General features: G+C 52.9%; 14 protein-coding genes and 1 tRNA gene. 12 read left to right on the forward strand and 3 right to left on the reverse strand.

Going from position 1 to position 22,318, the window contains the following annotated elements; translation table 11 throughout:
* The first annotated feature begins 67 nt into the window (after positions 1-67).
* From DFQ01_RS14560 to DFQ01_RS14600, 9 genes are all read left to right on the forward strand, one after another.
* On the forward strand, positions 68-1,246 hold the full coding sequence (locus DFQ01_RS14560) for an exonuclease SbcCD subunit D (RefSeq protein ID WP_110044630.1): 1,179 nt from the start codon (positions 68-70) through the stop codon (positions 1,244-1,246).
* On the forward strand, positions 1,243-4,338 hold the full coding sequence (locus DFQ01_RS14565) for an AAA family ATPase (RefSeq protein ID WP_110044631.1): 3,096 nt from the start codon (positions 1,243-1,245) through the stop codon (positions 4,336-4,338). The genes DFQ01_RS14560 and DFQ01_RS14565 overlap by 4 nt, the downstream gene beginning before the upstream one ends.
* A 308-nt stretch (positions 4,339-4,646) precedes the next feature.
* On the forward strand, positions 4,647-8,531 hold the full coding sequence (locus DFQ01_RS14570; RefSeq protein ID WP_110044632.1) for an endo-1,4-beta-xylanase: 3,885 nt from the start codon (positions 4,647-4,649) through the stop codon (positions 8,529-8,531).
* Positions 8,532-8,712: 181 nt separating this feature from the next.
* A complete protein-coding gene (gene cysK, locus DFQ01_RS14575; protein WP_110044633.1) occupies positions 8,713-9,651 on the forward strand; it encodes a cysteine synthase A in 939 nt (312 codons plus the stop codon).
* Between the two features lie 92 nt (positions 9,652-9,743).
* A tRNA-Thr gene (locus DFQ01_RS14580) sits at positions 9,744-9,819 on the forward strand.
* A 346-nt stretch (positions 9,820-10,165) separates the two neighbouring features.
* A complete protein-coding gene (locus DFQ01_RS14585; protein ID WP_110044634.1) occupies positions 10,166-11,122 on the forward strand; it encodes a 3'-5' exoribonuclease YhaM family protein in 957 nt (318 codons plus the stop codon).
* Between the two features lie 155 nt (positions 11,123-11,277).
* Complete coding sequence (locus DFQ01_RS14590; RefSeq protein WP_245946696.1) at positions 11,278-12,309, forward strand: FecCD family ABC transporter permease; 1,032 nt, start codon at positions 11,278-11,280, stop codon at positions 12,307-12,309.
* A gap of 5 nt (positions 12,310-12,314) precedes the next feature.
* Positions 12,315-13,340 (forward strand): FecCD family ABC transporter permease, encoded by a 1,026-nt coding sequence (locus DFQ01_RS14595; RefSeq protein WP_110044748.1) that lies wholly within the window; start codon positions 12,315-12,317, stop codon positions 13,338-13,340.
* A 43-nt stretch (positions 13,341-13,383) separates the two neighbouring features.
* On the forward strand, positions 13,384-15,111 hold the full coding sequence (locus tag DFQ01_RS14600) for an ABC transporter ATP-binding protein (protein ID WP_110044636.1): 1,728 nt from the start codon (positions 13,384-13,386) through the stop codon (positions 15,109-15,111).
* An 829-nt stretch (positions 15,112-15,940) separates the two neighbouring features.
* On the opposite strand, the gene yhbH is transcribed toward DFQ01_RS14600, so the two are convergent.
* The gene (gene yhbH, locus DFQ01_RS14605; protein ID WP_110044637.1) at positions 15,941-17,107 is read right to left on the reverse strand and encodes a sporulation protein YhbH; all 1,167 of its coding nucleotides are present in this window, start codon (positions 17,105-17,107) and stop codon (positions 15,941-15,943) included.
* A 217-nt stretch (positions 17,108-17,324) separates the two neighbouring features.
* Between yhbH and DFQ01_RS14610 the strand changes: the two genes are divergently transcribed.
* Together DFQ01_RS14610 and DFQ01_RS14615 are read left to right on the forward strand one after the other, a co-directional pair.
* Positions 17,325-17,720, forward strand: a complete 396-nt coding sequence (locus tag DFQ01_RS14610) for a DUF423 domain-containing protein (RefSeq protein WP_110044749.1) — start codon at positions 17,325-17,327, stop codon at positions 17,718-17,720.
* A gap of 272 nt (positions 17,721-17,992) precedes the next feature.
* Entirely contained in the window at positions 17,993-19,786 is a 1,794-nt protein-coding gene (locus tag DFQ01_RS14615; RefSeq protein ID WP_245946688.1) for a putative bifunctional diguanylate cyclase/phosphodiesterase, read from the forward strand.
* Between the two features lie 100 nt (positions 19,787-19,886).
* On the opposite strand, the gene DFQ01_RS14620 is transcribed toward DFQ01_RS14615, so the two are convergent.
* A complete protein-coding gene (locus tag DFQ01_RS14620) occupies positions 19,887-20,456 on the reverse strand; it encodes a hypothetical protein (protein WP_110044639.1) in 570 nt (189 codons plus the stop codon).
* Positions 20,457-20,653: 197 nt separating this feature from the next.
* Here DFQ01_RS14620 and DFQ01_RS14625 point away from each other — a divergent pair, with 197 nt between their 5' ends.
* Positions 20,654-20,959 (forward strand): YunC family protein, encoded by a 306-nt coding sequence (locus DFQ01_RS14625; protein ID WP_110044640.1) that lies wholly within the window; start codon positions 20,654-20,656, stop codon positions 20,957-20,959.
* A 119-nt stretch (positions 20,960-21,078) separates the two neighbouring features.
* On the opposite strand, the gene mtnA is transcribed toward DFQ01_RS14625, so the two are convergent.
* Positions 21,079-22,155 carry an S-methyl-5-thioribose-1-phosphate isomerase gene (mtnA, locus tag DFQ01_RS14630; RefSeq protein ID WP_110044641.1) on the reverse strand — a complete coding sequence of 359 codons (1,077 nt, stop codon included), beginning with the start codon at positions 22,153-22,155 and terminating at the stop codon, positions 21,079-21,081.
* Between the last annotated feature and the right edge of the window lie 163 nt (positions 22,156-22,318).

Genomic DNA, 22,318 nt, shown 5'->3' on the forward strand with positions numbered 1-22,318 from the left:
TTCTACTTATCGAAAATAAATAGATTCACTACGAAACTCATCACTATTAATGGAGCGTGACGAACGAATGAAGCTGTTTCATACGGCCGATTGGCATCTCGGCAAGCTCGTGCAAGGCGTTTATATGACGGACGACCAGCGTTGCGTGCTGGAGCAATTCGTCCAAGCGGTCGCAGAGGAAAAGCCCGATGCGATCATTATTGCAGGCGATCTATATGATCGCGCGATTCCGCCGACGGAAGCGGTAGAGCTGCTCGACGAGCTGCTTCGCAAGCTCGTTATCGAATGCGAGACGCCGGTGCTTGCGATATCGGGCAACCACGACAGCCCGGACCGACTCGATTTTGGCACACGGCTGATGGAGAGCCGCGGTCTGCATCTAGCAGGACGTCTGCGCGCGGGTTTGAAGCCTGTTGTCCTCCATGACGAACATGGTCCTGTCCATGTGTATCTTGTGCCTTACGCTGATCCGGCGCAGGTGCGGATTACGCTGGACGACGAGACGATCCGCTCGCACGATGATGCGATGCGTGCGATAGTCGCTCGCATTGAGGCGGATGCTGATCCGAACGCGCGTCGGATTTTCGTCGGACATGCTTTCGTGACACCTGGAGGAGAGCCGCAGCCGAACACAAGCGAGTCAGAGCGTCCGCTTGCGATTGGTGGCGCGGAGCATGTGAGTGCGGGTCACTTCAAGAGCTTCCATTATACAGCGCTCGGACATCTGCATCAGGCGCATCATGTCGGCGATGAGCGCATTCGTTATGCAGGCTCGCCGCTCAAATATTCGATCTCGGAGGAGAATCACCGTAAGGGTTGGCTCGTCGTCGAGCTCGACGATGCGGGCAATGCATCCGTTGAGAAGCGGGAAATCAAGCCGCTGCGCGACATGCGCCGCGTGTCGGCCTCTATTGAAGAGATTGAGACCGAGCACAAGACCAGCGACGACTATGTGTTCGTGACGCTGCAGAACGACAATCCGGTGCTGTTCCCGATGGAAAAGGTGCGTGCGGTGTATCCGAACGCCCTTCATGTCGAACGTCGTGTTCGTTCGCTGCAGATCGATGATTCGGTGGACGGAGATAACGAGGAGAACCGTGCCGGAAGCCGGCGTGACGCCGATCCGGTCGATCTGTTCGCAAGCTTTTACCGAGAAGTGAAGGGCATGCCGCTGGAGGATGAGAAGCGTAAGTTGTTCGCCGAGACATTCATGGACGTCATGAAGAAGGAAGGTGACGCCGTATGAGACCGATAAAGCTAACGCTGACCGCCTTCGGACCGTATCGCGATGGCGAGACGATCGATTTCACTGAGCTTGGCAACCATCGTTTGTTCGTCATTTCGGGTAATACGGGCGCGGGTAAAACAACGATATTTGACGCCATCTGCTTCGCACTGTATGGGGCGGCGAGCGGAGAGGATCGCGCGGAGACGCGCATGCTGCGAAGCCATTTTGCAGGGGATGATTCGTTTACGTCGGTTGAATTTGATTTTGCCGTTGGGAAGCGGTCGTATCGGGTGTTCCGCCAATTGCCGCACCGCAAGGCGGGCAACAAGAACGAAACGCCGGGTAAAGCGGAGCTGTACGAGACGACATCGGGCGAAGCGGTGCCTTGTGTCGACCGATTCATGATTACGGATGTAAACAACAAGCTGGAGTCGATCATCGGACTGACCAAAGATCAGTTCAACCAGATCGTGATGCTGCCGCAAGGCGAATTCCGCAAGCTGCTCACATCCGATACAGATAATAAGGAAGATATCTTGCGGCGCATCTTCCGCACGGACCTGTATCGCAAGCTGGAGGAGCGATTCCAGCAGCAGCATCGCGAGCTGAAGGACGAGGCGACGAAGGCGCGGACGCGCCTCGACGTCGTGATCGGGCAAGCGGGCGATACGCTTCCGCAGCGCGCGGAGAGCGCGCTCGCCGATGTGCTCGCGCAGCAGTATCGCGGCGTTGCGCAGATGCTGGATGCGCTCGCGCAGGAGGCGGCGCACTACCGCGAAGCGGCCGGCGCTGCCGAAGGGCGCAAGGCGGCCGCCAGCGAGCGGCTCGCCGCCGAGGAGGCGCAGCTGCGCGAGGCGCTCGCGCGCAATGGCCGCTTCGCGGAGCTCGCGGCGCGGAAGGCGCGCGCGGCCGAGCTTGCGCAGCAGCGGCCTGCGGCGGAGGCGCGCGAGCAGCAGCTGGCGCTCGCCGAGCGTGCGGCGCGACTTGAGCCGCACGAGGAGCGCGCGGCCCGCGCGGCAGCCGACGCGGCCGCGAAGCGCGAGCGGCTCGCCGCGGCGTTAGCTGCGGCGGAAGCGGCCGCTGCTTCGCTCGCGGACGCGGAGCAGCGCCAGCGCGCGGAGGCAGCGCGCGAGCCGGAGCGGCGCGCGGCTGAGCGCGAAGCGGAGCGGCTGGCGGCGTTGGCGCCGCTCGTGCAGACGCTCGCCGAGCGGCGCGGCGAGGTCGAGCGTCTGCTCGGCGCGGAGCGCACGCTTGCGGCGAAGCAGCAGGAAGCGGACCGCGCGCTCGCGCAGCTGCGCGAGACGAAGCAGGCGACGGCTGCGCGCATCGCGGAAGCGGAGGCAGCAACGGCTAAGCTGCCGGAGCTGCAGGAGCAGCTTCAGCGGCTGCGGGACAAGCTTAGACTGCTTATGGAGCTGACGGAAGCGTCGAAGCGCTTCAATGAATTCACTCGCTTGGAAGCCGAACATAAGCAGGTCGTTCAGAAGCTTCGTAGTGAGCATGATCGTTTGGAATCCGCATGGCTGGAAGGACAAGCTAGCCTGCTTGCTGTCCATCTTCATGACGGTAAGCCGTGTCCGGTCTGCGGCAGCGCGGACCATCCGGCGAAGGCACAGCCATCCGCGGAGCTGCCATCGCGTGAGGCGCTGCAGCAATTGAAGCAGCAGCTGCAGAAGGCGGAGCACGAGCTCAGCACAGCATCAGCACAAGCTGCATCGGCACAGGAAGGCCGAGATCGTCGAAGCGGCGACATTGCGGAGTATGGTATTCTGCTTAACGCCGATCTTGCAGAGCAGCAGGCTGCGACGACGAAGGAAGGCTCACGTTTGCGAGAGGAGACAGATCGGCTGAAGCAAATCTACTCCGAACTAGCCGCGCTCCGTGAGCAATCCGCGGAAGCGGATCGTCAGCTCGACGCGCGTTTGCGTGAGAAGGACGAGCTGGCTGCCCGATTACAAGCGGTCACGGCTGACCGCAGCGCGAAGCAGTCCCGCCTCGAAACCGAGCTGGAAGCGATCGAAGAGCAGCTGCGCACACCGGAGCAGTTGAACGCCAAACTCACAGCAATTCGTCAAGCAGCAGACAAGCTGGGCGCCGCGTGGAAGTTGGCCGAGGAAGCACTGCAAGCTGCGACAACGAAGTGTGCGGAACAGCGTGCGGCGGCGGAGCAGCTCGCCCATACGGTGACGGAAGCTGAAGCGGAGCAGTCAGAAGCGGCAGCAAGATTCCGATCCGAGCTTGCGAAGGACGGATTCTCAGACGTAGACAGCTACCGTGCAGTCAAGCTGCCCGAATCGACTCGAGCATCACTAAAGGCCGAAGCGCAGGCCTATCGGACTGCCGTGGCAGCGGCAGCCGAAGGCATCGCCCAGCTGGAGCAGGAGCTTGCCGATCTATCGCCGATGGATATAGCACCACTTGAACAATCGCTCGTCACACTTAGAAGCGAGCTGGAACAATCGCTATCCCATCTTCAGACAGCCGTCCAATATGCGAACGAAGCAGATCGTCTACGCGCGGCGGTAGCAGAAGCGGGTGGACGATGCACAGAGCTCGAACGACGGCTGGAGCAAGTGGCAGACCTGTACAGCATGATGAAGGGCGACAACGCGCTAAAAATTTCATTCGAACGCTATATTCTCATCGAATATCTCGATCAGATTCTTCATGCGGCAAACGTGCGGCTGCGGGGTCTGTCCGATGGACAATTCGTGCTGCAGCGCAGCGACCGGTTGGAGGCGCGAGGCAAGCAAAGCGGCCTGGGGCTTGATGTTTATGATGCCTACACCGGGCAGAACCGCGACGTCAAATCGCTGTCCGGCGGCGAGAAGTTCAACGCATCACTCGCATTGGCGCTTGGCATGACCGATGTCATTCAATCTCACCAAGGCGGCATTTCGATCGAAATGATGTTCATCGACGAGGGCTTTGGTTCTCTTGACGAAGAGTCGCTGGGCAAAGCGATCATGACCCTCATCGATCTGCAGAAGGCAGGCCGGATGATCGGCGTGATTTCCCATGTACAAGAGCTGAAGCAGGCGTTCCCAGCGATGCTCGAGGTCACCAAAACGAAGGAAGGCCACAGCCGAACATCCATCGTCGTAAAATAATGGTCACACAACAAACAATCGTAATCATCGCATCCTTCTTATTCAGCCGAGCACCGTGCATCTGTGCTCGGCTTTATGTCGTCCGCGAGTCATCCCTCGACCTACAGTCTGATCCCACCTTTTTATACACAAATATCCAATCATCTCTTAAAGTCATTAAAATTTTCTAAGTACAATCTAAAATTATTCAAGTTAAACGTATTTTTACCAAAGCTATACTAATAGGAGAGGAAGGAGACCAAGTTGATTCCATTTGAAAGCGCTTTACTATTTATCGTTTTATGATCCGATAACAGGGGGAATATGGCATGAGTAGAGTGTTTAAGAAAATGATCTCCGGCGTGCTTGCTGCAGCATTGCTTATACCATCGGGCTGGCTTGCGACGGGTGTCGAGCAGGCTGCCGCAGCAGTGGACACGATTACGGTCTATCACGAGGATTTTGCAGCTGATAAGGGCAAAGCGACGCAAGCCGGCAGCGCGAGCCTGTCGCAAGTAACCAACAAGGTATTTGCCGGTAATGATGATGGTGCTGCGCTGTATGTAAGCAATCGCGTGAACAACTGGGATTCAGCGGATTTTAAATTTGCCGACATTGGCCTCGAGAACGGCAAAACGTATACGGTCACGGCAACGATCTATGTAGACGAGGGCGAGACGATACCAGAAGGTGCCACAGCCGCGCTGCAGACGGTAGACAGCTACGGTAACTACGCGGAAGCAGCGATGGAAGCGGGGCAGGCCGTTACGCTGACGAAGCAGTTTACGGTCGACACCAGTGCAGATAAAGCGCTGCGCATCAATTCCAATGCTGCCGGCAAAGCGGTGCCTTATTACATCGGAGATATCGTGATTACAACGCCTAATACGTCTACATCAACGACGGAGCAGGAGGTTTATCACGAGTCGTTTGCTGCCGATCAAGGCAAAGCGACACAAGCAGGCAGTGCGAGCTTGTCGCAGGTAACCGGGAAAGTATTTGCCGGCAATGACGACGGCGCTGCGCTCTATGTCAGCAATCGCGTGAACAACTGGGACTCGGCGGATTTCAAGTTTGCCGACATCGGCCTCGAGAACGGTAAGACCTACACCGTGACGGCGTCGGTCTATGTAGACACGGACGTAACCGTGCCAGAAGGAGCTGCTGCGGCGCTGCAGACGGTAGACAGCTACGGCAACTACGCGGAAGCCGCGATGGCAGCAGGTCAAGCGGTTACGCTGACGAAGGAATTTACGGTCGACACGAGTGCGGATAAAGCGCTGCGCATCAACTCCAACGCTGCGGGTAAAGCCGTTCCTTATTACATTGGCGATGTGCGCATTACCGAGAAGGTCGCAACTGATAATGAAACCGAAACACCTCGTGAAGCCGCTAAGCCATTCGATACGATCACCTTCGAGGATCAAACGGCTGGCGGATTTATCGGACGTGCAGGCACGGAGACGCTGACGGTTACAGACGAAGACAACCACACGGCAAACGGCGCTTATGCCTTGAAGGTAGAGGGCAGAACAAACACTTGGCATGGACCTTCCCTGCGAGTTGAAACGTTCGTTGACAAAGGATATGAGTATAAAATTACGGCTTGGGTGAAGCTGATCTCTCCTGAAAGCTCGCAGCTTCAGCTGTCGACGCAAGTTGGCAGCGGAAGCAGCGCGAACTACGTCACGCTCTCAGCCAAAACCATCAATGCAGCCGATGGCTGGGTCCAATACGAAGGAACGTATCGCTACAACAATGTAGGCGACGAATATTTGACGATCTATATTGAGAGTTCGAGCAACGCGACGGCTTCTTACTATATCGATGATATTAGCTTTGCAAGCACGGGCTCAGGTCCGGTCTCGATTCAGACCGATATTCCTTCGATCAAGGACGTTTATGAGAATGACTTCCTGATCGGCAACGCAATTACGGCTGAGGATTTGGAAGGCGTCAGATTCGACCTGCTCAAGAAGCATAATAATGTCGCAACAGCAGGCAATGCGATGAAGCCGGATGCACTGCAGCCAACGAAGGGCAACTTCACGTTCGATGCGGCCGATGCAATGGTGGACAAAGTGCTTGCGGCAGGCATGAAAATGCATGGCCACGTTCTCGTGTGGCACCAACAGTCGCCGGCTTGGCTGAACACAACGGAGGATGAGCAGGGCGCAACTGTGCCATTAAGCCGCACTGAGGCGCTGGCGAACATGCAGGCGCATATTAGCGGTGTTATGGAGCATTTCGGGAACAAAGTCATCTCGTGGGACGTTGTGAACGAGGCGATGAACGATAATCCTGGGAACCCTGCTGACTACAAAGCGTCGCTGCGCCAATCACCATGGTATCAAGCGATCGGCGACGATTATGTCGAGCAGGCTTTCTTGGCGGCGAGAGCCGTGCTGGACGCTCACCCAGACTGGGATATTAAGCTCTACTACAACGACTACAATGATGACAATCAGAACAAAGCAACCGCAATTTACAACATGGTCAAAGATATCAATGATCGGTATGCTGCGGCACATAATGGCAAGCTGCTGATCGACGGCATCGGCATGCAGGCTCACTATAACATCAATACGAACCCGGATAATGTGAAGCTCTCGCTAGAGAAATTCATTTCGCTGGGAGTTGAGATCAGCATCACGGAATTGGATATTACAGCGGGCAGCAACTACACCTTGACGGATAAACAAGCTGTCGCGCAGGCGTATTTGTATGCACAATTAATGAAGCTCTACCACGAGCATGCGGACTCAATCGCACGCGTTACGATCTGGGGGATGGACGACAACACAAGCTGGCGCGCTTCCTCCAACCCGCTGCTGTTCGATAAAAACCTGCAGGCGAAGCCGGCCTACTACGGGGTCATCGATCCAGCGCAATATTTGGCAGATCACCAGCCAGAAGCAACGCAAGCGAATCAAGCGAATGCTGCATACGGAACGCCTAAGATTGACGGAACCATTGATTCCGTATGGAGTAAAGCTTCTGAACTTAACGTGAACCGTTATCAGCTGGCATGGCAGGGCGCAAGTGGTGTGGCGAAGGTGCTGTGGGACGACAAGAATCTGTATGTGTTGGTTCAAGTCAGTAACGCAGAGCTGGACCATTCCAGCCCGAATGCTTGGGAGCAAGACTCTGTTGAAGTTTTCTTGGATCAAAATAATGCAAAGACGTCCTCCTATCAAGATGATGATGGGCAATATCGCGTCAGCTATATGAATGAGACGACCTTTAATCCTTCCTCCATCGCAGCTGGCTTCGAGTCGGCAACCGCAATATCGGGAACCAATTATGCGATTGAAATGAAGATTCCTCTTACGGCGATTACGCCAGCGAACGGATCGGAGGTCGGTTTCGACGTGCAAATTAATGATGGCAAAGCAGGAGCTCGCCAGAGCGTATCCGCCTGGAATGATACGACGGGCACAGGCTATATGGATACGTCAGTTTATGGCGTACTTAAGTTTGAGGGCAAGGGAAACAGCTCTACCTCGTCTGGAACATTAACGCCAGCAGCGCCTACTACATCAGCAACGACAGACGACAACGGCGATAACGCTGAGGAACACTCGAATACGACTGACAATTCGACATCAGGAGGCTCGCAGCAAGCACCTGCATTTACGGATATCGGATCGGTACCGTGGGCGACAGAAGCGATTAACCGGCTTGCAGCGCTTGGCATCATCAACGGTGTGGCAGCATCGACTTTTGATCCCAAGGCATTGGTGAAACGCTCGCAGCTTGTGCTTATGCTTGTCCGCGCACTTGAACTGGAACCGGTAACTACCGGCGCAGCGGTGTTCAACGATGTACCGGCCGATCGAACCGATGCCGGCGCGATTGCTGCAGCTGTACAAGCTGGGCTGATTCAAGGCAGCGGTGACAGCTTCCGTCCAAATGACGCGATGACGCGCGAAGAAGCGGTTGTTGTCTTGATGAGAGCTTATCGTTATGCAGCAGATGTGTTAGGTCTCGATATCGCCGAAGTCAAAACGGATATCATCGCGAAATTCAAAGATGGCGGTCAGCTTTCGAAATGGTCAGCGGACGATATATCTGCAGCTGTAGGGCTTGGCCTCGTCACAGGCGACCCTACGGGAAATTTCCGCCCGCAAGGCTCCATTACGCGTGCCGAGACAGCCGTATTGGTCGATAGAATGCTTGTTTTGCTGGCGTCACAATTGGACGACCAAGCATAAGAAATGGCCTGTTCGCAGAAGCTGCGAGCGGGCCTTTCTTGTATCTGCAATCCGATCAGCGGTAGAATAAATGAGGAGAAATGTACTACAATAGCTATATTGAGTAAAGTAAAGCTTTGCATGATATGCATTGCTTTTCACCATCCATGACTATTTAGTCTACTACATAAAGGAGGCACATATGGCACACATCGCATCGAATTTAACCGAATTGATCGGCGGAACACCGCTGCTGCGGCTGTCGAATTATGAGAAGAAGCTGGATCTGCCAGCTCAAATTATCGGTAAACTAGAATACTTTAACCCGGCGGGCAGTGTAAAGGACCGTATCGGCTTCGCAATGATTAAAGACGCGGAAGAGAAAGGGCTGCTTCGCCCAGGCTCCGTGATCATTGAACCAACAAGCGGTAACACGGGTATTGCGCTCGCTTTCGCAGCGGCAGCACTTGGTTATCGCCTCATGATCGTATTGCCGGAATCGTTCAGTCTTGAACGGCGCCTGCTGATGAAGGCGCTTGGTGCTGAGCTTATTCTGACGCCTGCGTCAGAAGGGATGCGCGGAGCGATTAATCGTGCGGAAGAGCTCAAGGCAGAGCTCAAAGACGCTTATATTCCACAGCAGTTCGAGAATGAAGCGAATCCTGCGATCCATCGTGTAACGACAGCAGAAGAGATTTGGAAGGACACGGACGGAGAAATCGACGTATTCATTGCTGGCGTTGGCACTGGCGGCACGGTTACAGGCGTTGGCTCGGTGCTGAAGGAGCGCAATCCGAACGTTCATATCGTCGCGGTTGAGCCTGCGGAGTCACCAGTTCTGTCTGGCGGCAGACCAGGCGCGCACCGTATCCAAGGCATCGGCGCAGGCTTTGTGCCGGGCGTGCTTCGTCGGGACGTTATCGACGAGATTATGCAGATTCCTGCAGATCAGGCTTATGAGACGTCCCGTATTCTGGCGCGCTGCGAAGGGCTGCTCGTTGGTATTTCATCCGGTGCGGCCATCTATGCAGCTTCGCTGCTGGCACGTAAGCCTGAATTCGCAGGTAAGCGTATCGTTGCGCTTCTGCCAGATACAGGCGAACGTTATTTGTCCGCCGGCTTGTACGGCAACATGGAATAAGGAATCCTGTCGTTTTTTCGCGAAATGTAGTTGACTTCAATGGATGAGACGTGTATTCTATAAAAGTCGCTGCTAACGCAAACGACGGACACGCTGATGTAGCTCAGCTGGTAGAGCAACGCATTCGTAATGCGTAGGTCGGGGGTTCGAATCCCTTCATCAGCACCATATTTCAAAATGATGACGCGATCCTCACGGATCGCGTTTTTTTGTTTGCCCACGTAGTATATTTGTTCATTTATTATTATCTTTTGTAGTTAAGAAACTCTTTCACGCACCACAAGTAAGCTTGCCCCAAAGGGGCACGCGACTCCTAGCACGCAGTAACTCACAACCGCCTCTTTTGGCCCAACGTTTCTCCTTCCGGGGTCCAGGGGTTGGGAAACCCATGGGGTCCTCCCTAGCAGGGAGGATTTAGGTGGGTAGAAGTCCAGATTTAGGTGGGTAGAGAACCTGATTTAGGTGGGTTTTTATAGTATAATAGAAGCACTTTACTGAACGATGGAGGACTGGCATGACGCAAATTAAACAATTAGTAAGCCAAGACGAGTTTGTTGGCTTTTATTTGCTCAAGGAGCTTGAGGTTCGTCAGACGAACTCGACACCCCCGAAGGACTATTTTGATATTGTGTTAAGTGATTCAACCGGACAGTTGTCTGCCAAAATGTGGGATGTATCGTCGACGGACAAAGAAACCTTTTTCCCTATGGGATTGGTCAAAGTTAGAGGCATCGTCCAGACTTATCGGGAGCGGCTGCAAATTAAGATTGGGCAGATGCGCCTGGCTACGCCTGAGGACGGCGTCTCGATCACTGAATTTATTCGATCTGCGCCGATTCGGCCGATCGATCTTGTTCATACCATCAAGAACACGACTGCGTCCATCGTGAACGATGAAGTAAGGACGATTGTGGAATACTGTATTAATAAGGCAGAGGAGAAGCTGATGCATTATCCGGCTGCCAAGACACATCATCATGCCTACTATGCCGGACTGGCCTATCATATTGTACGGATGCTGGAGCTTGGCGAATTTATTTGCCGTCAGCGTCCATTCTTGAATGCGGATATGGTGCGTGCGGGAATCATTTTACATGACGTGGCGAAGACGGAGGAGCTGAATGCCCGCCTTGGTGTCGTGTCGGACTATAGCGTACCTGGCAAGCTGATCGGTCATATTGCGCTCGCATCATCTTGGATTACGGAAGCTGCCATTCGCTGCGACATTCCGCTGGAGTCGGAACGTGTGCTTGGTCTGCAGCATTTGGTACTGTCGCATCATAATACAGGCGAGTGGGGAAGTCCCGTTCAGCCGCAAACGGCAGAAGCTGTTGCCCTTCATTATATTGATTCGCTCGATGCGAAGCTTCAGATGGTTGAAGATGCGCTTGATTCCACGCCCGAGTCGGAGTCTTGGACACCAATGATTCGTGGTCTAGAAAATAAAGCGGTCTATCGTACCCCGGTCTAATAAAATTATTTGAACAAAATGTCGATTTGTCATAGCGATGACGAATCGACTTTGATACAATGAGAATGATTATCGTTATCCAGTAATTGAGAACGGGAAAGGATCGATTGGCCATCATGTCTTCTACTACGAATCACAACAGGGCTGACCAGGCCATGGAAGCCGAGATTGAAGAGCTGCCGCCGCTTCGGTCAAGACCGATCGCAGCTTCGCTTATTCTTATGTTCGGAACAGTAGCGCTGGTGTTCGGCATTGCATTATCGGTTTCATTCGGCGCCGTACATATGAGTCTGTCGACGGTGTGGTCGGCAGTGTTTGCGTTCAACCCGGATATTACGCATCATCAGATCATCCAGGAGATTCGACTGCCAAGGGTGCTGGCATCCGCATTAGTCGGGGCGGCATTTGCGGTGGCAGGTGCACTGATGCAAGGGATTACCCGTAATCCGATGGCGGACTCTGGTATTCTCGGCTTAAACGCAGGCGCGGCGTTAGTGCTTGCCCTATGCTTCGCACTAGTGCCAGGGTTGTCCTACAACATGATTCTGCTGTTATGCTTCATCGGTGCTTCGATTGGTGCGGTCATCGTATTCGGGATCAGCGCGGTATCGAGAGGTGGGTTTACACCAGTACGGCTTGTGCTGGCCGGCTCTGCTGTATCATCGCTGCTCTACGCGTTAAGTGAAGGAATTGCGCTGCATTTCAAAATAGGCCAGGACCTTGCCTTCTGGTTCGCCGGTGGCGTAGCGAATGTAAAGTGGGAACAGTTGAAAACGATAACGCCATGGGTAATCGTTGCGATTCTAGCTGCCATCGTTATATCTCGTTCGATTACATTGCTCAGTCTCGGAGAAGAGATTGCAATCAATCTGGGCCAGCGTACACAATTGATTCGAGTCATCGCGGTAGTGATCATTGTTATTTTGGCAGGATCATCTGTATCGGTGGTAGGGGCTGTCTCCTTCGTCGGTTTGATTGTCCCGCACATTACACGTTACTTGGTCGGGGTGGACTACCGCTGGATCATCCCTTGTTCAGCGATTCTTGGCGGTTTGCTTGTTGTGCTTGCCGACTTAGGTGCACGAATGATTAACCCACCATATGAATTCCCGATCGGTGCATTGATTGCGATGTTAGGCGTTCCATTCTTCCTCTACTTGGCACGCAACGAGAGGAGGGGGCTCTAGTGGATATGATGAATCGGTTTGGTATCGAGGAGCGTCGTCGGAAGCGCAGTATGCTAGTGCTTTCCATTCTAGGAGCTCTTATCATTATCACTTTCATTATTAGCATGAATACGGGCTATATCCGATTGTCGCCGCTTGATGTCATAAAGACGTTGTTCGGTATGGGGACAGACAAGCAAGAGCTCATATTATTTGATTTCCGACTCCCGCGCATCGTTATATCGGTTCTCATCGGAGCGGGACTTGCAGTATCGGGTTGTGTTCTGCAAGGCGTATCACGCAATGCGCTTGCGGATCCGGGGCTGCTTGGTATCAATGCGGGCGCAGGTCTTGCGGTTATCCTATTCGTCTGCTTCTATCCTACGACGAGCACCGTTCCAGTGTTCTTGCTTCCACTGCTCGCATTGCTCGGTGCTGGTTTGACCGCTTTGCTTATTTACGGCTTGGCTCATAAGAAGAATGAGGGCGTCTCGCCGACGAGTCTTATTCTGACAGGTATCGCGGTTGCCGCGGGGATCAACGCTGCGATGATTGTCCTTACGCTGACACTAAGCCCCGAACAATACCAGTTTGTTGCTACGTGGATTGCCGGCAGCATCTGGGGAACAACTTGGAAGTTCGTGCTGGCACTGCTTCCTTGGATTATTGTTCTGCTGCCTTATGTGATATGGAAAGCGAATTTGATGAACGTTCTTAACTTAAGTGAGCATACGGCTGCTGGACTTGGTGCTCCAATCGAAGCGGGCCGTCGTAAGCTGATGTTTGCGGCTGTCGCATTAGCTGGCTCCTGTGTCGCTGTGAGCGGAGGGATTGGCTTCGTTGGTTTGATTGGTCCGCACCTGGCTCGAACGCTAGTTGGTCCCAAGCATCAGCAGCTGCTTCCTGCATCCGCAATGGTTGGTTCATTACTCGTGATTGTGGCCGATACGATCAGCCGTTCCATGTCTTCTGCTTCCATACCGACAGGTGTCGTTGTCGCCGTTATCGGCGCTCCTTATTTCTTGTACTTGCTTGCGCGCGCAAAGAATTAGTGCCGTGCGTGAATTATCGCTATCGCAAAGGAGCTTGGAACTATTGATAAAACGTTTTTTCTCTTATTATCGACCGTATAGAGGGTTGTTCTTGCTCGATTTTGGCTGCGCGGTGCTTGCCGGCCTGATCGAGCTTGGCTTCCCGATTGCGATTAATAAATTTGTCGATGACCTTCTTCCTAAAGGTGAATGGGGAATTATTGTAGGCGCATCCATTGGCCTGCTTGCCCTTTATATTTTGAACATGTTCCTTATGTATATCGTGAACTATTACGGTCATATGCTGGGGATTAACATTGAGACGGATATGCGCAAGAAGCTGTTCGGGCATATTCAGAAGCTGTCATTCCGTTATTTCGACAATACGAAAACCGGTCATCTGCTCAGCCGTCTGACGAATGACATGATGCAGATCGGTGAGGTTGCTCACCATGGGCCGGAGGACTTATTTATAGCCGTCATGACACTGCTGGGTGCTTTCACGCTGATGATGCTCATCCATTGGAAGCTGGCGGTGATGACGTTCATTATCGTGCCTGCCATTATTTGGGTCGTCATCTACTTCAATGGCAAGATGACCAAAGCGATTCATCAGTTGTTCGGCGATATTGGTGATTTCAATGCTCGCATCGAAGACAACGTTGGTGGCATTCGCGTTGTGCAGGCGTTCACGAATGAGAAGCATGAAATTAATCAATTCACCGAGAACAACAGCCGTTTCCGTCTAACGAAGCTGATGTCCTACAAGCTTATTGCGAAGAATAGCTCCATCAGCTACATGATGATGCGTTTCGTTACGCTGTTCGTCATGGTGTGCGGTACTTGGTTCGTTATTAAAGGCGGGTTGACGTATGGCGAATTTATCGGCTTCCTGCTTCTGACGAACGTATTCTTCCGTCCAATCGAGAAAATCAACGCAATTATCGAAAGCTATCCGCAAGGTATTGCAGGCTTCAAACGGTACATCGAACTGCTTGATACGGAGCCGGACATTCAAGATTCGCCGAAAGCAGCCCCGCTTGGCGAGCTGAAGCAGGCGATCCAATTCGAGAACGTATCATTTGGCTATGAGAATGAGGCCACGATACTCAAAGGTATCGACCTGACGATTCGCAAAGGCGAGACAGTCGCTTTCGTTGGCCCATCCGGTGCTGGTAAAACAACGCTTTGCAGCTTGCTGCCGCGCTTTTATGAAGTAGCAGACGGCCGCATTACGGTCGACGGATCTGACATTCGCGATGTTACGCTGGACTCGCTGCGCCGTCAGATTGGTATCGTCCAACAAGATGTTTTCCTGTTCGCAGGCACGATTCGTGAGAACTTGTTGTACGGTAAGCTTGGTGCTCCCGAAGCTGACCTGTGGGATGCAGCACGCCGCGCACGATTGGAAGAATTCATTCAGTCGCAGCCGGAAGGCATGGATACGGTAATCGGCGAGCGGGGCGTGAAGTTGTCCGGCGGACAGAAACAGCGTCTGGCGATTGCTCGTATGTTCCTTAAAAATCCACCGATTCTGATCTTGGATGAAGCTACTTCTGCGCTCGACACCGAGACCGAGATGATGATCCAGCAGTCGCTTAGCGACCTGTCGCAAGGCCGCACGACGCTCGTCATCGCTCACCGTCTGGCAACGATCAAGAATGCCGACCGCATCGTCGTTGTCACACCTGACGGCATCGCCGAGCAGGGCCGCCACGAAGATCTCGTGGGCGCCGGCGGCATCTACAGCCGCCTGCACGAGGCGCAGTTCGGGGCGCTCCTACCCACCTAAAGGATTTCTACCCACCTAAAGGATTTCTACCCACCTAAATCCTCAGGATATCTACCCACCTAAATCCTCCCTGCAAGGGAGGACCCCATGGGACTCCCGTCCCCTGGACCCCGGAAGGGGGCGGCAGTGGAAGAGAGGCGTTTGGAAGTTGCCGCGTGCTGGGAGTCGTGTGACCCTGTGGGTCACAACTCTCGTTCGAGCACTGGTGTCAAACAGAAAGAAGCGTTGCTGAGCAACGCTTCTTTCTGTTTGTACAGATAAGGCAGAAAACAGTGAAATGGCGACTGTAGGTGCAGAAATGCACTTATGCAGGGCAGAAAGCAGTGAAATGGCGATTGTAGGTGCAGAAATGCGCTTACGCAGGGCAAAAAGCAGTAAAATGACGATTGTAGGTGTAGAAATGCACTTACGCATGTGAGTAAATTTGAGACTGCCGATTCATCTGTTTCGAACTCCAAACAAACTATTACGCTCGAACGAAAGCTGTGACCCAGAGGGTCACGCGACACTCAGCACACAGTAACTTATAAGCGTCTCTGTATCTCCATCCCTACAATCGCTCGAACAAAAGTTATGCCCCCAAAGGGGCAAGCGTCTCTTAGCACGCAGTAACTTACACTGAAAAAAGTCCCGCCAACGCCCCTTCCGGGGTCCCGGGGTTGGGAAACCCCGGGGGTCCTCCCTAGCAGGGAGGATTTAGGTGGGTAGAAAATCTCTAGGTGGGTAGAAAATCTTGATTCAGGTGGTAGAAAATCTCTAGGTGGGTAGAAACTTTTAAAATAAATTGAACGAAAGTAGCAAGGGTACAGGGGGCGAAGCCCCATGGGTCCTACTGAGGAATCAGGTCCCGCTTCCTGAAGAAAGACTTCAACGCATTGTACACCTCGGTTTTCTCACGGATCACATGATACATGAAATGCGGGAATTGAATGTGCTTGTATGCGGACATGAGCGTACTCGAACGGTTGTATTGGTTCACTTCACCGTAGCCGAACAGGTTCGCGCGTTTCAGCAGCTCGCCGATCAGCTTGACGCAGCGCTCATTGTCGCTCGTCAGATTGTCGCCGTCAGAGAAATGGAACGGATAGATGTTATACATATTTGGCGGGTAACGGCTGTCGATGATTTCGATTGCCTTAATGTAAGCGGAGGAGCAGATGGTGCCGCCGCTTTCGCCGCGTGTGAAAAACTCTTCCTCCGTAACTTCCTTCGCTTCCGTATGGTGCGCGATGAAGACGAGTTCCACTTTTTCATATTGGTGGCGCAGGAAGCGGGTCATCCAGAAGAAGAAGCTGCGCGCGCAATATTTTTCGAAGGAACCCATGGAGCCAGATGTATCCATCATCGCAATAATGACCGCGTTGGACTGAGGTTTGATGATTTCTTCCCAAGTCTTGTAGCGGAGATCATCCGGCGAGATATGGTGGATGCCCGGCTGACCGCTCGTCGCGTTGCGGCGGAGATTTTCCATGATCGTCCGCTTCTTGTCGATGTTGGACATGATGCCCTTCTTGCGAATGTCGTTGAAACGAACTTCTTTCGTCTCCAGTTGATCGCGATCTTTCTGCTTGAGAAAAGGGAGCTCAAGCTCCTCGAACAGCATCGCTTCGAGCTCCGCCAGACTGATCTCAGCCTCGATGACGTCCTCGCCGGGCTGGTCGCCTGCACCTTCTCCCTTGCCAGGGCCTTGTGCCGCCTGCGGATCAACGCCAAGCACGTCGCCGACTTGGCTGTCGCCATCGCCTTGCCCGACATGCTTGTTTTTGTTGAAATTATAAATAATTCGATATTCATCCAGGCTGCGGATCGGCACCTTAATGACCTGCTTGCCGTCTGACATAACAATGCTCTCCTCGGAGACGAGGTCGGGCAGGTTCTGCTTGATCGCTTCCTTCACCTTCTGCTGGTGGCGCGCCTGATCCTGATAACCTTTACGGTGGAGCGACCAATCCTCGCGGGATACGATGAACGAACGATGATTATCCAATGTGCCCATGCCGGAGCACCTCCCGTCTATAGCCAGTCAATTGCACGCTGAGCTGTGCAACTCGTCAACGCTTTATGTTCCTTACTATATTCAGCGGGAGATTACGATATGTTGGCAGATGTCCTTGTTCTGGAATGTGATATAATGGCGCAAGGTGAAATGGCTGTCGCCGTCCTATGAACGACGCAGTACTAGATAGAAGAGAAGGGAAGAAGCTGCAATGTCAATGTTGAACAAATACGGTGCGCTCGGCGCGCTCTACGCTCTGCTTGCTGTCGCATTCGGCGCATTCGGGGCACACAGCCTGAAGGATATGCTGGATGAGGACATGCTGGAAGTATTCGAGACGGGCGTCCGTTACCAAATGTATCACGGTCTAGGCATCCTCGTAGTTGCCGCGCTTTCGGACCGAGTGAGCAATATACGATTGATTCGCCGAGGCGCAATGCTGCTCCATATCGGAATCATTTTGTTCTCCGGAAGCCTCTATGTTTTGAGCTTGAGCGGCGTTAAAGTGCTTGGTGCGATTACACCACTTGGCGGTGTTTGCTTCCTGGCAGGCTGGGCAATGATCGCTTGGGCGCTTTGGTCTGGTCGCGGAGATTCTCGCAGCGGTAATTAAGAAGCTGACGCGGGGTTAATCCGTTTCGACAACAGTCTGACCAATCTCGCAACTAACGACAAACATTAGCATTTTTTTCTATCCCTAAGATCGGCATTCGTATTATAATAAACCCAACTAAACAAGTTGAGAATGCACATCGGATAGAGGAAGGACGTTTTCAGGTGACAAGTCGGAAGTTAAAGCCCGCAAGGGCTCCATACACTGGTAAACCCATGAGTGTCCGAACCTTACAATGGCAGTATGCGGGCATATGGTGCGTTGCAATCGCTATGTGTGTTTTTACAGGTATTGCGGTAACAGGGCATGCTAGTTTCAAGAACACGCTGCTATTCATAATTGCAGCTGCTAGTGCAATTGGTATGGCTATTATGCTGAGACGGATGCTGCATGAACGAGCAAGTATTGAGGCAGCTTGGATGGGAATCCGGCATAATCCACTTCCGTTCTATGCGATGGATCGCGACGGGCGCATTGTCCAGCTGAATGAAGCGGCGGCAGCGTCGCTCGGCTATGAGCCTTCTTCACATGCGCCACTTGGCGAGAGATTCGATCGTTATGTCGACGCGTCTGATATCCCGTTGTTGTCTGAGCATGCTGAGCTTGCCGCAAGCGGCAAATCAACGCAAATTATGATCGGACTTCGAAACGTATCTGGCGAGATTTCCTATTGGAAAGCACTCCTTGCACCAGCTGGTTCCGTCGGTTGTCCAGTCGGGTGCATTCTGATTGCCCAGGACGTCAACGAACGCAGACGAAACGACGAGCTTACACGTCATTTGACGCATTACGACGACCGGACAGGCTTGCCGAATCGCAGGCTGTTCACCGAGCAGCTTGAAGTCATGCTTGCGGCGATGGAGGACAATTCCGATTACGATACGGTGTTAACCGTATGCTGTATCGATATTGATCACTTTAAGCTAATCAATGCATCCTTCGGCCATGACTGCGGCGATATGCTGCTGCTCCAGATCGCTGGCCGGCTGCTCCGCAGCTGCGGAGAGGGCGATTTGATCTGCCGGATGGAAGGCGATAAATTCGGCATCGTGTTGATGGATACGACTGGTGGAGAGCATTCAGGTGAAGCCATTCTTAATCTCATGGCAGCACTCGAGGAGCCGTTTGAACTACAGGGCGTTCCCATACATATTACGGCGAGCGCTGGCTACTCGACGAGCAAGCAGGAGCCGCATGGATCCGATAAGCTGATACGCAATGCGAATCTCGCATTGATCAAGGCGAAGGAGAGCGGCCCTAACGAGTGTCAGGTCTATCGGGAAGAGTGGGATGAAGCTTCGCTTGAGCGTCTTCGCATTCAACACGACTTGCGCCGTGCGCTTATTAATCAAGAGTTCATGCTTCATTATCAGCCGCAGTACGATATGCACACAGGTGCGATTGTTGGGGTTGAAGCATTGCTGCGCTGGCATCACCCTGAGCGTGGTATGATCCCGCCATCGCAGTTCATTCCGATCGCCGAAGACAGCGGCATTATTGTACAGATCGGTCAATGGGTGCTGGAGGAGGCATGCCGTCAGAACAAGGAATGGCAGGACGCTGGTCTTCTGAAAATTCCAGTATCGGTGAATCTATCCATGCGCCAATTCTGGCAGCCGAACTTCCCAGAATCGGTAGCCGCTGTGCTAGAACGCTTTGGCTTGGAGCCGCGTTACTTGGAACTGGAGATTACGGAATCCATGACCATGGATGCGGATAAGCTAACGAATAGCCTTCTTCGTTTAACCGATATCGGCATCGGCATCAGCATCGACGATTTCGGCACGGGCTACAGCTCGTTCAGCTATTTGAAGCATTTCCCGATTGATCGGCTGAAGATCGATCGTTCCTTTGTGAGCGATATTGAGGACGACCCGGATGATGCTGAGATCGTGGCAGCCATTATTGCGATGGCGCACAATCTGCATATGCAGGTTATTGCAGAAGGCGTCGAGACGGCGCAGCAGGTGCATTTTCTCAAGATGCATCTATGCGATGAAATGCAAGGCTACTACGGCAGCCCGCCAGTACCGAGTGAACGTATTGCAGAGATGCTTGCTGCGTAAGCAAGCAGTTGCGTGGTAATGAATAAGCCGGCCCAATAGTGTGTGAGCACACTATTGGGCCGGCTTATTTCGTAATGATGCTTGATGTACAAATATAAAATTAAATCGAGAAGTCATCTATCTCATTTAACTTGAACGTGTAAACCTGCTTCTCATCCACATGGTAAACCGTCAGAAGCTCAGAGGCTTCATCGACGTTAATGATTCTACCGGGAATGCTAAGCGATACACCTAGACCTTTATTAACTTTCAATCGAATCAGCTTGTTCTTCTCCATATATTCGCGGAACTGAGCTGCAATTGATGCGAATGGACTTGCGTGGGAAGAGGAGGCTGTCTGTTCGATCTTGTGCTTGGATTGGCTTTCGGCCCCGGAGTGGACCTTTGACTGCTCTGCTCCAGTCTGAGACTTCACGGCAAGTGCTGGCTGTGACTCGGCGGCTGTCGTCTTAGCAGGTTGTTCGGGCTTGAGTTGTCCGCTTTGGTGCTGCTCACGCATCGTGTCAATGAGTTGTCCAAGACTGCTGCCCGACAGTACACGGTAATCAGGGAAGCCGCCATTGTTTAGGACATGAATCAGCTGTTCCATTGCTTTGGCGTTCGTATCACCTTCGACGAGAATTTCGACTTGAAATAAATGTGTTTGTTGACCTTTATTAGTTGAAATCATGAGGCTCCTCCGGCCAATCTGTATTGTTAAGTAATTGTGAACGTTACTACTATATCAGATTGACCTTGGCGCGAACAAGCATTCAAGTAGCATATTATTGATCCGCACCAGTCATGAACCCGTGCATATAGTGAATACGTGCGGAATGTGTTGGCACGTCAAGCAATGCCATGCTGGAGGAGGGGAACGGGACACCAATGATGCGCATGGTTCCCTATGAATTGGATAACGGCCAAACGGTCGTCGGCATTGAAGTTAAGCTTCCGAAGACGACACTTTTAGCCTGGATGACGGATAAAGGTTACATTATGTGCGGGGCGTTAGATGTAGGTCTATTGAACCGTGATCTTGCGGATCGCGGCATACTCGCTGGCCGCGCGGTTGGCGTTCGTACGCTGGAGCAGTTGATGGAAGCGCCGCTCGAATCCGTGACGACGCATGCCGAGCTGCTTGGTATCCATGTAGGAATGAGCGGCAGAGAAGCGCTGAAGCTGTTGGCTTGATGAACGATTCAGATGCTGGCAATTGTAAACCAATTTAAAGCCTCTGTATCAGGACGGCCGGAGAGGATCCGACCAGTCTGACGCAGAGGCTTTTATGATGGAATGCTAGTTTTAATCGTTTAATCGTGTTGGAACAGCTTCTGGAGGTTAACCTGGTAAGGCGGTTTCACGATACCTTTCTCAGTGATGATCGCCGTTACGAAATCGTTTGGCGTAACATCGAATGCCGGATTGAACACTTTGACGCCTTCTGGAGCAGTTCGTTTGCCGAACGCTTCCGTAATCTCTTCCGCATGGCGCTCTTCGATCGGGATGAGATCGCCGTTTGGCGTATTCAAGTCGATCGTGGACAATGGACAAGCGACGTAGAAGGGTATACCGTGCGCTTTGGCAAGGACAGCAACGCTGTACGTACCGATTTTATTCGCCACATCGCCGTTTGCTGCAACGCGGTCCGTACCGACGATGACGGCATTGATCCAGCCCTTAGACATGACCATACCCGCCATGTTGTCGCAGATGAGCGTCACGTCAACGCCTGCTTGCTGCAGCTCGAATGCAGTAAGGCGAGCACCTTGCAACACAGGCCGTGTTTCATCAGCGAACACTTTCAGGTTCATGCCTTTCTCTTGTGCGAGGTAAAATGGCGAAAGCGCCGTACCGTACTTCGCAGTTGCCAGTCCACCTGCATTACAGTGCGTCAGAACCCCCATGCCATCCTCGAATAACTCGAGAGCATGCTCACCGATCAGACGGCAGGTTTCTTCGTCTTCGCTCTGAATCGCGATCGCATCGTCCAGAAGCACTTGCTTACAATGTGCAAGATCCGCGCCGTCGGCAACGAGAGATGCTGCGCGTGCCTTCATCCGGTCGAGTGCCCAGAATAAATTGACAGCAGTCGGGCGGGATGTTGCGAGATGTTCCGCAGCTTGATTAACAGCAGAAAGCCACTGCTCAGTCGTGCCTTCTGTATCACGGGAACCAAGTACAACGCCATAAGCAGCCGCGATGCCGATGGCAGGCGCGCCACGAACGGCCAGATGCTTGATCGCATCCCACACGCCTTCAGCCGTCCGCAGCTCGAGGTAGACAACTTCGCCTGGTAGTAGGCGCTGGTCAAGCAGATCGAGATGGGTGGAAGCCCAAATTACCGATTGCAGCCCGGCATAAGTTGATGCGGTCGTCACACGTATCATCCTTCTTTCTTCTTCATTATTATAATTAGTTCGGCTTGCTCAAGCGGAGTATGAGAACAGGCCCATTCACATGCAATAGGGTATGCGGGAAAGTTTGCTAACCGTTAATTTCCTCGAGTTGTAAGGTTTTATCCCTTAGGAGAGGCGCGAATGTCACGAAAAT

It is taken from the genome of Paenibacillus cellulosilyticus, assembly GCF_003182255.1.
Classification (GTDB): domain Bacteria; phylum Bacillota; class Bacilli; order Paenibacillales; family Paenibacillaceae; genus Paenibacillus_T; species Paenibacillus_T cellulosilyticus.

Bases quoted from the DNA above. Each gene is read 5' to 3' on its own strand.
- DFQ01_RS14565 (WP_110044631.1), top strand. From the start codon at position 1,243: ATGAGACCGATAAAGCTAACGCTGACCGCCTTCGGACCGTATCGCGAT.
- mtnA (WP_110044641.1), bottom strand. From the start codon at position 22,155: ATGATACGTGTGACGACCGCATCAACTTATGCCGGGCTGCAATCGGTA.
- DFQ01_RS14570 (WP_110044632.1), top strand. From the start codon at position 4,647: ATGAGTAGAGTGTTTAAGAAAATGATCTCCGGCGTGCTTGCTGCAGCA.
- DFQ01_RS14625 (WP_110044640.1), top strand. From the start codon at position 20,654: ATGATGCGCATGGTTCCCTATGAATTGGATAACGGCCAAACGGTCGTC.
- DFQ01_RS14590 (WP_245946696.1), top strand. From the start codon at position 11,278: ATGGAAGCCGAGATTGAAGAGCTGCCGCCGCTTCGGTCAAGACCGATC.
- DFQ01_RS14595 (WP_110044748.1), top strand. From the start codon at position 12,315: ATGATGAATCGGTTTGGTATCGAGGAGCGTCGTCGGAAGCGCAGTATG.
- DFQ01_RS14560 (WP_110044630.1), top strand. From the start codon at position 68: ATGAAGCTGTTTCATACGGCCGATTGGCATCTCGGCAAGCTCGTGCAA.
- DFQ01_RS14585 (WP_110044634.1), top strand. From the start codon at position 10,166: ATGACGCAAATTAAACAATTAGTAAGCCAAGACGAGTTTGTTGGCTTT.
- DFQ01_RS14615 (WP_245946688.1), top strand. From the start codon at position 17,993: ATGTGTGTTTTTACAGGTATTGCGGTAACAGGGCATGCTAGTTTCAAG.
- DFQ01_RS14620 (WP_110044639.1), bottom strand. From the start codon at position 20,456: ATGATTTCAACTAATAAAGGTCAACAAACACATTTATTTCAAGTCGAA.
- cysK (WP_110044633.1), top strand. From the start codon at position 8,713: ATGGCACACATCGCATCGAATTTAACCGAATTGATCGGCGGAACACCG.
- yhbH (WP_110044637.1), bottom strand. From the start codon at position 17,107: ATGGGCACATTGGATAATCATCGTTCGTTCATCGTATCCCGCGAGGAT.
- DFQ01_RS14610 (WP_110044749.1), top strand. From the start codon at position 17,325: ATGTTGAACAAATACGGTGCGCTCGGCGCGCTCTACGCTCTGCTTGCT.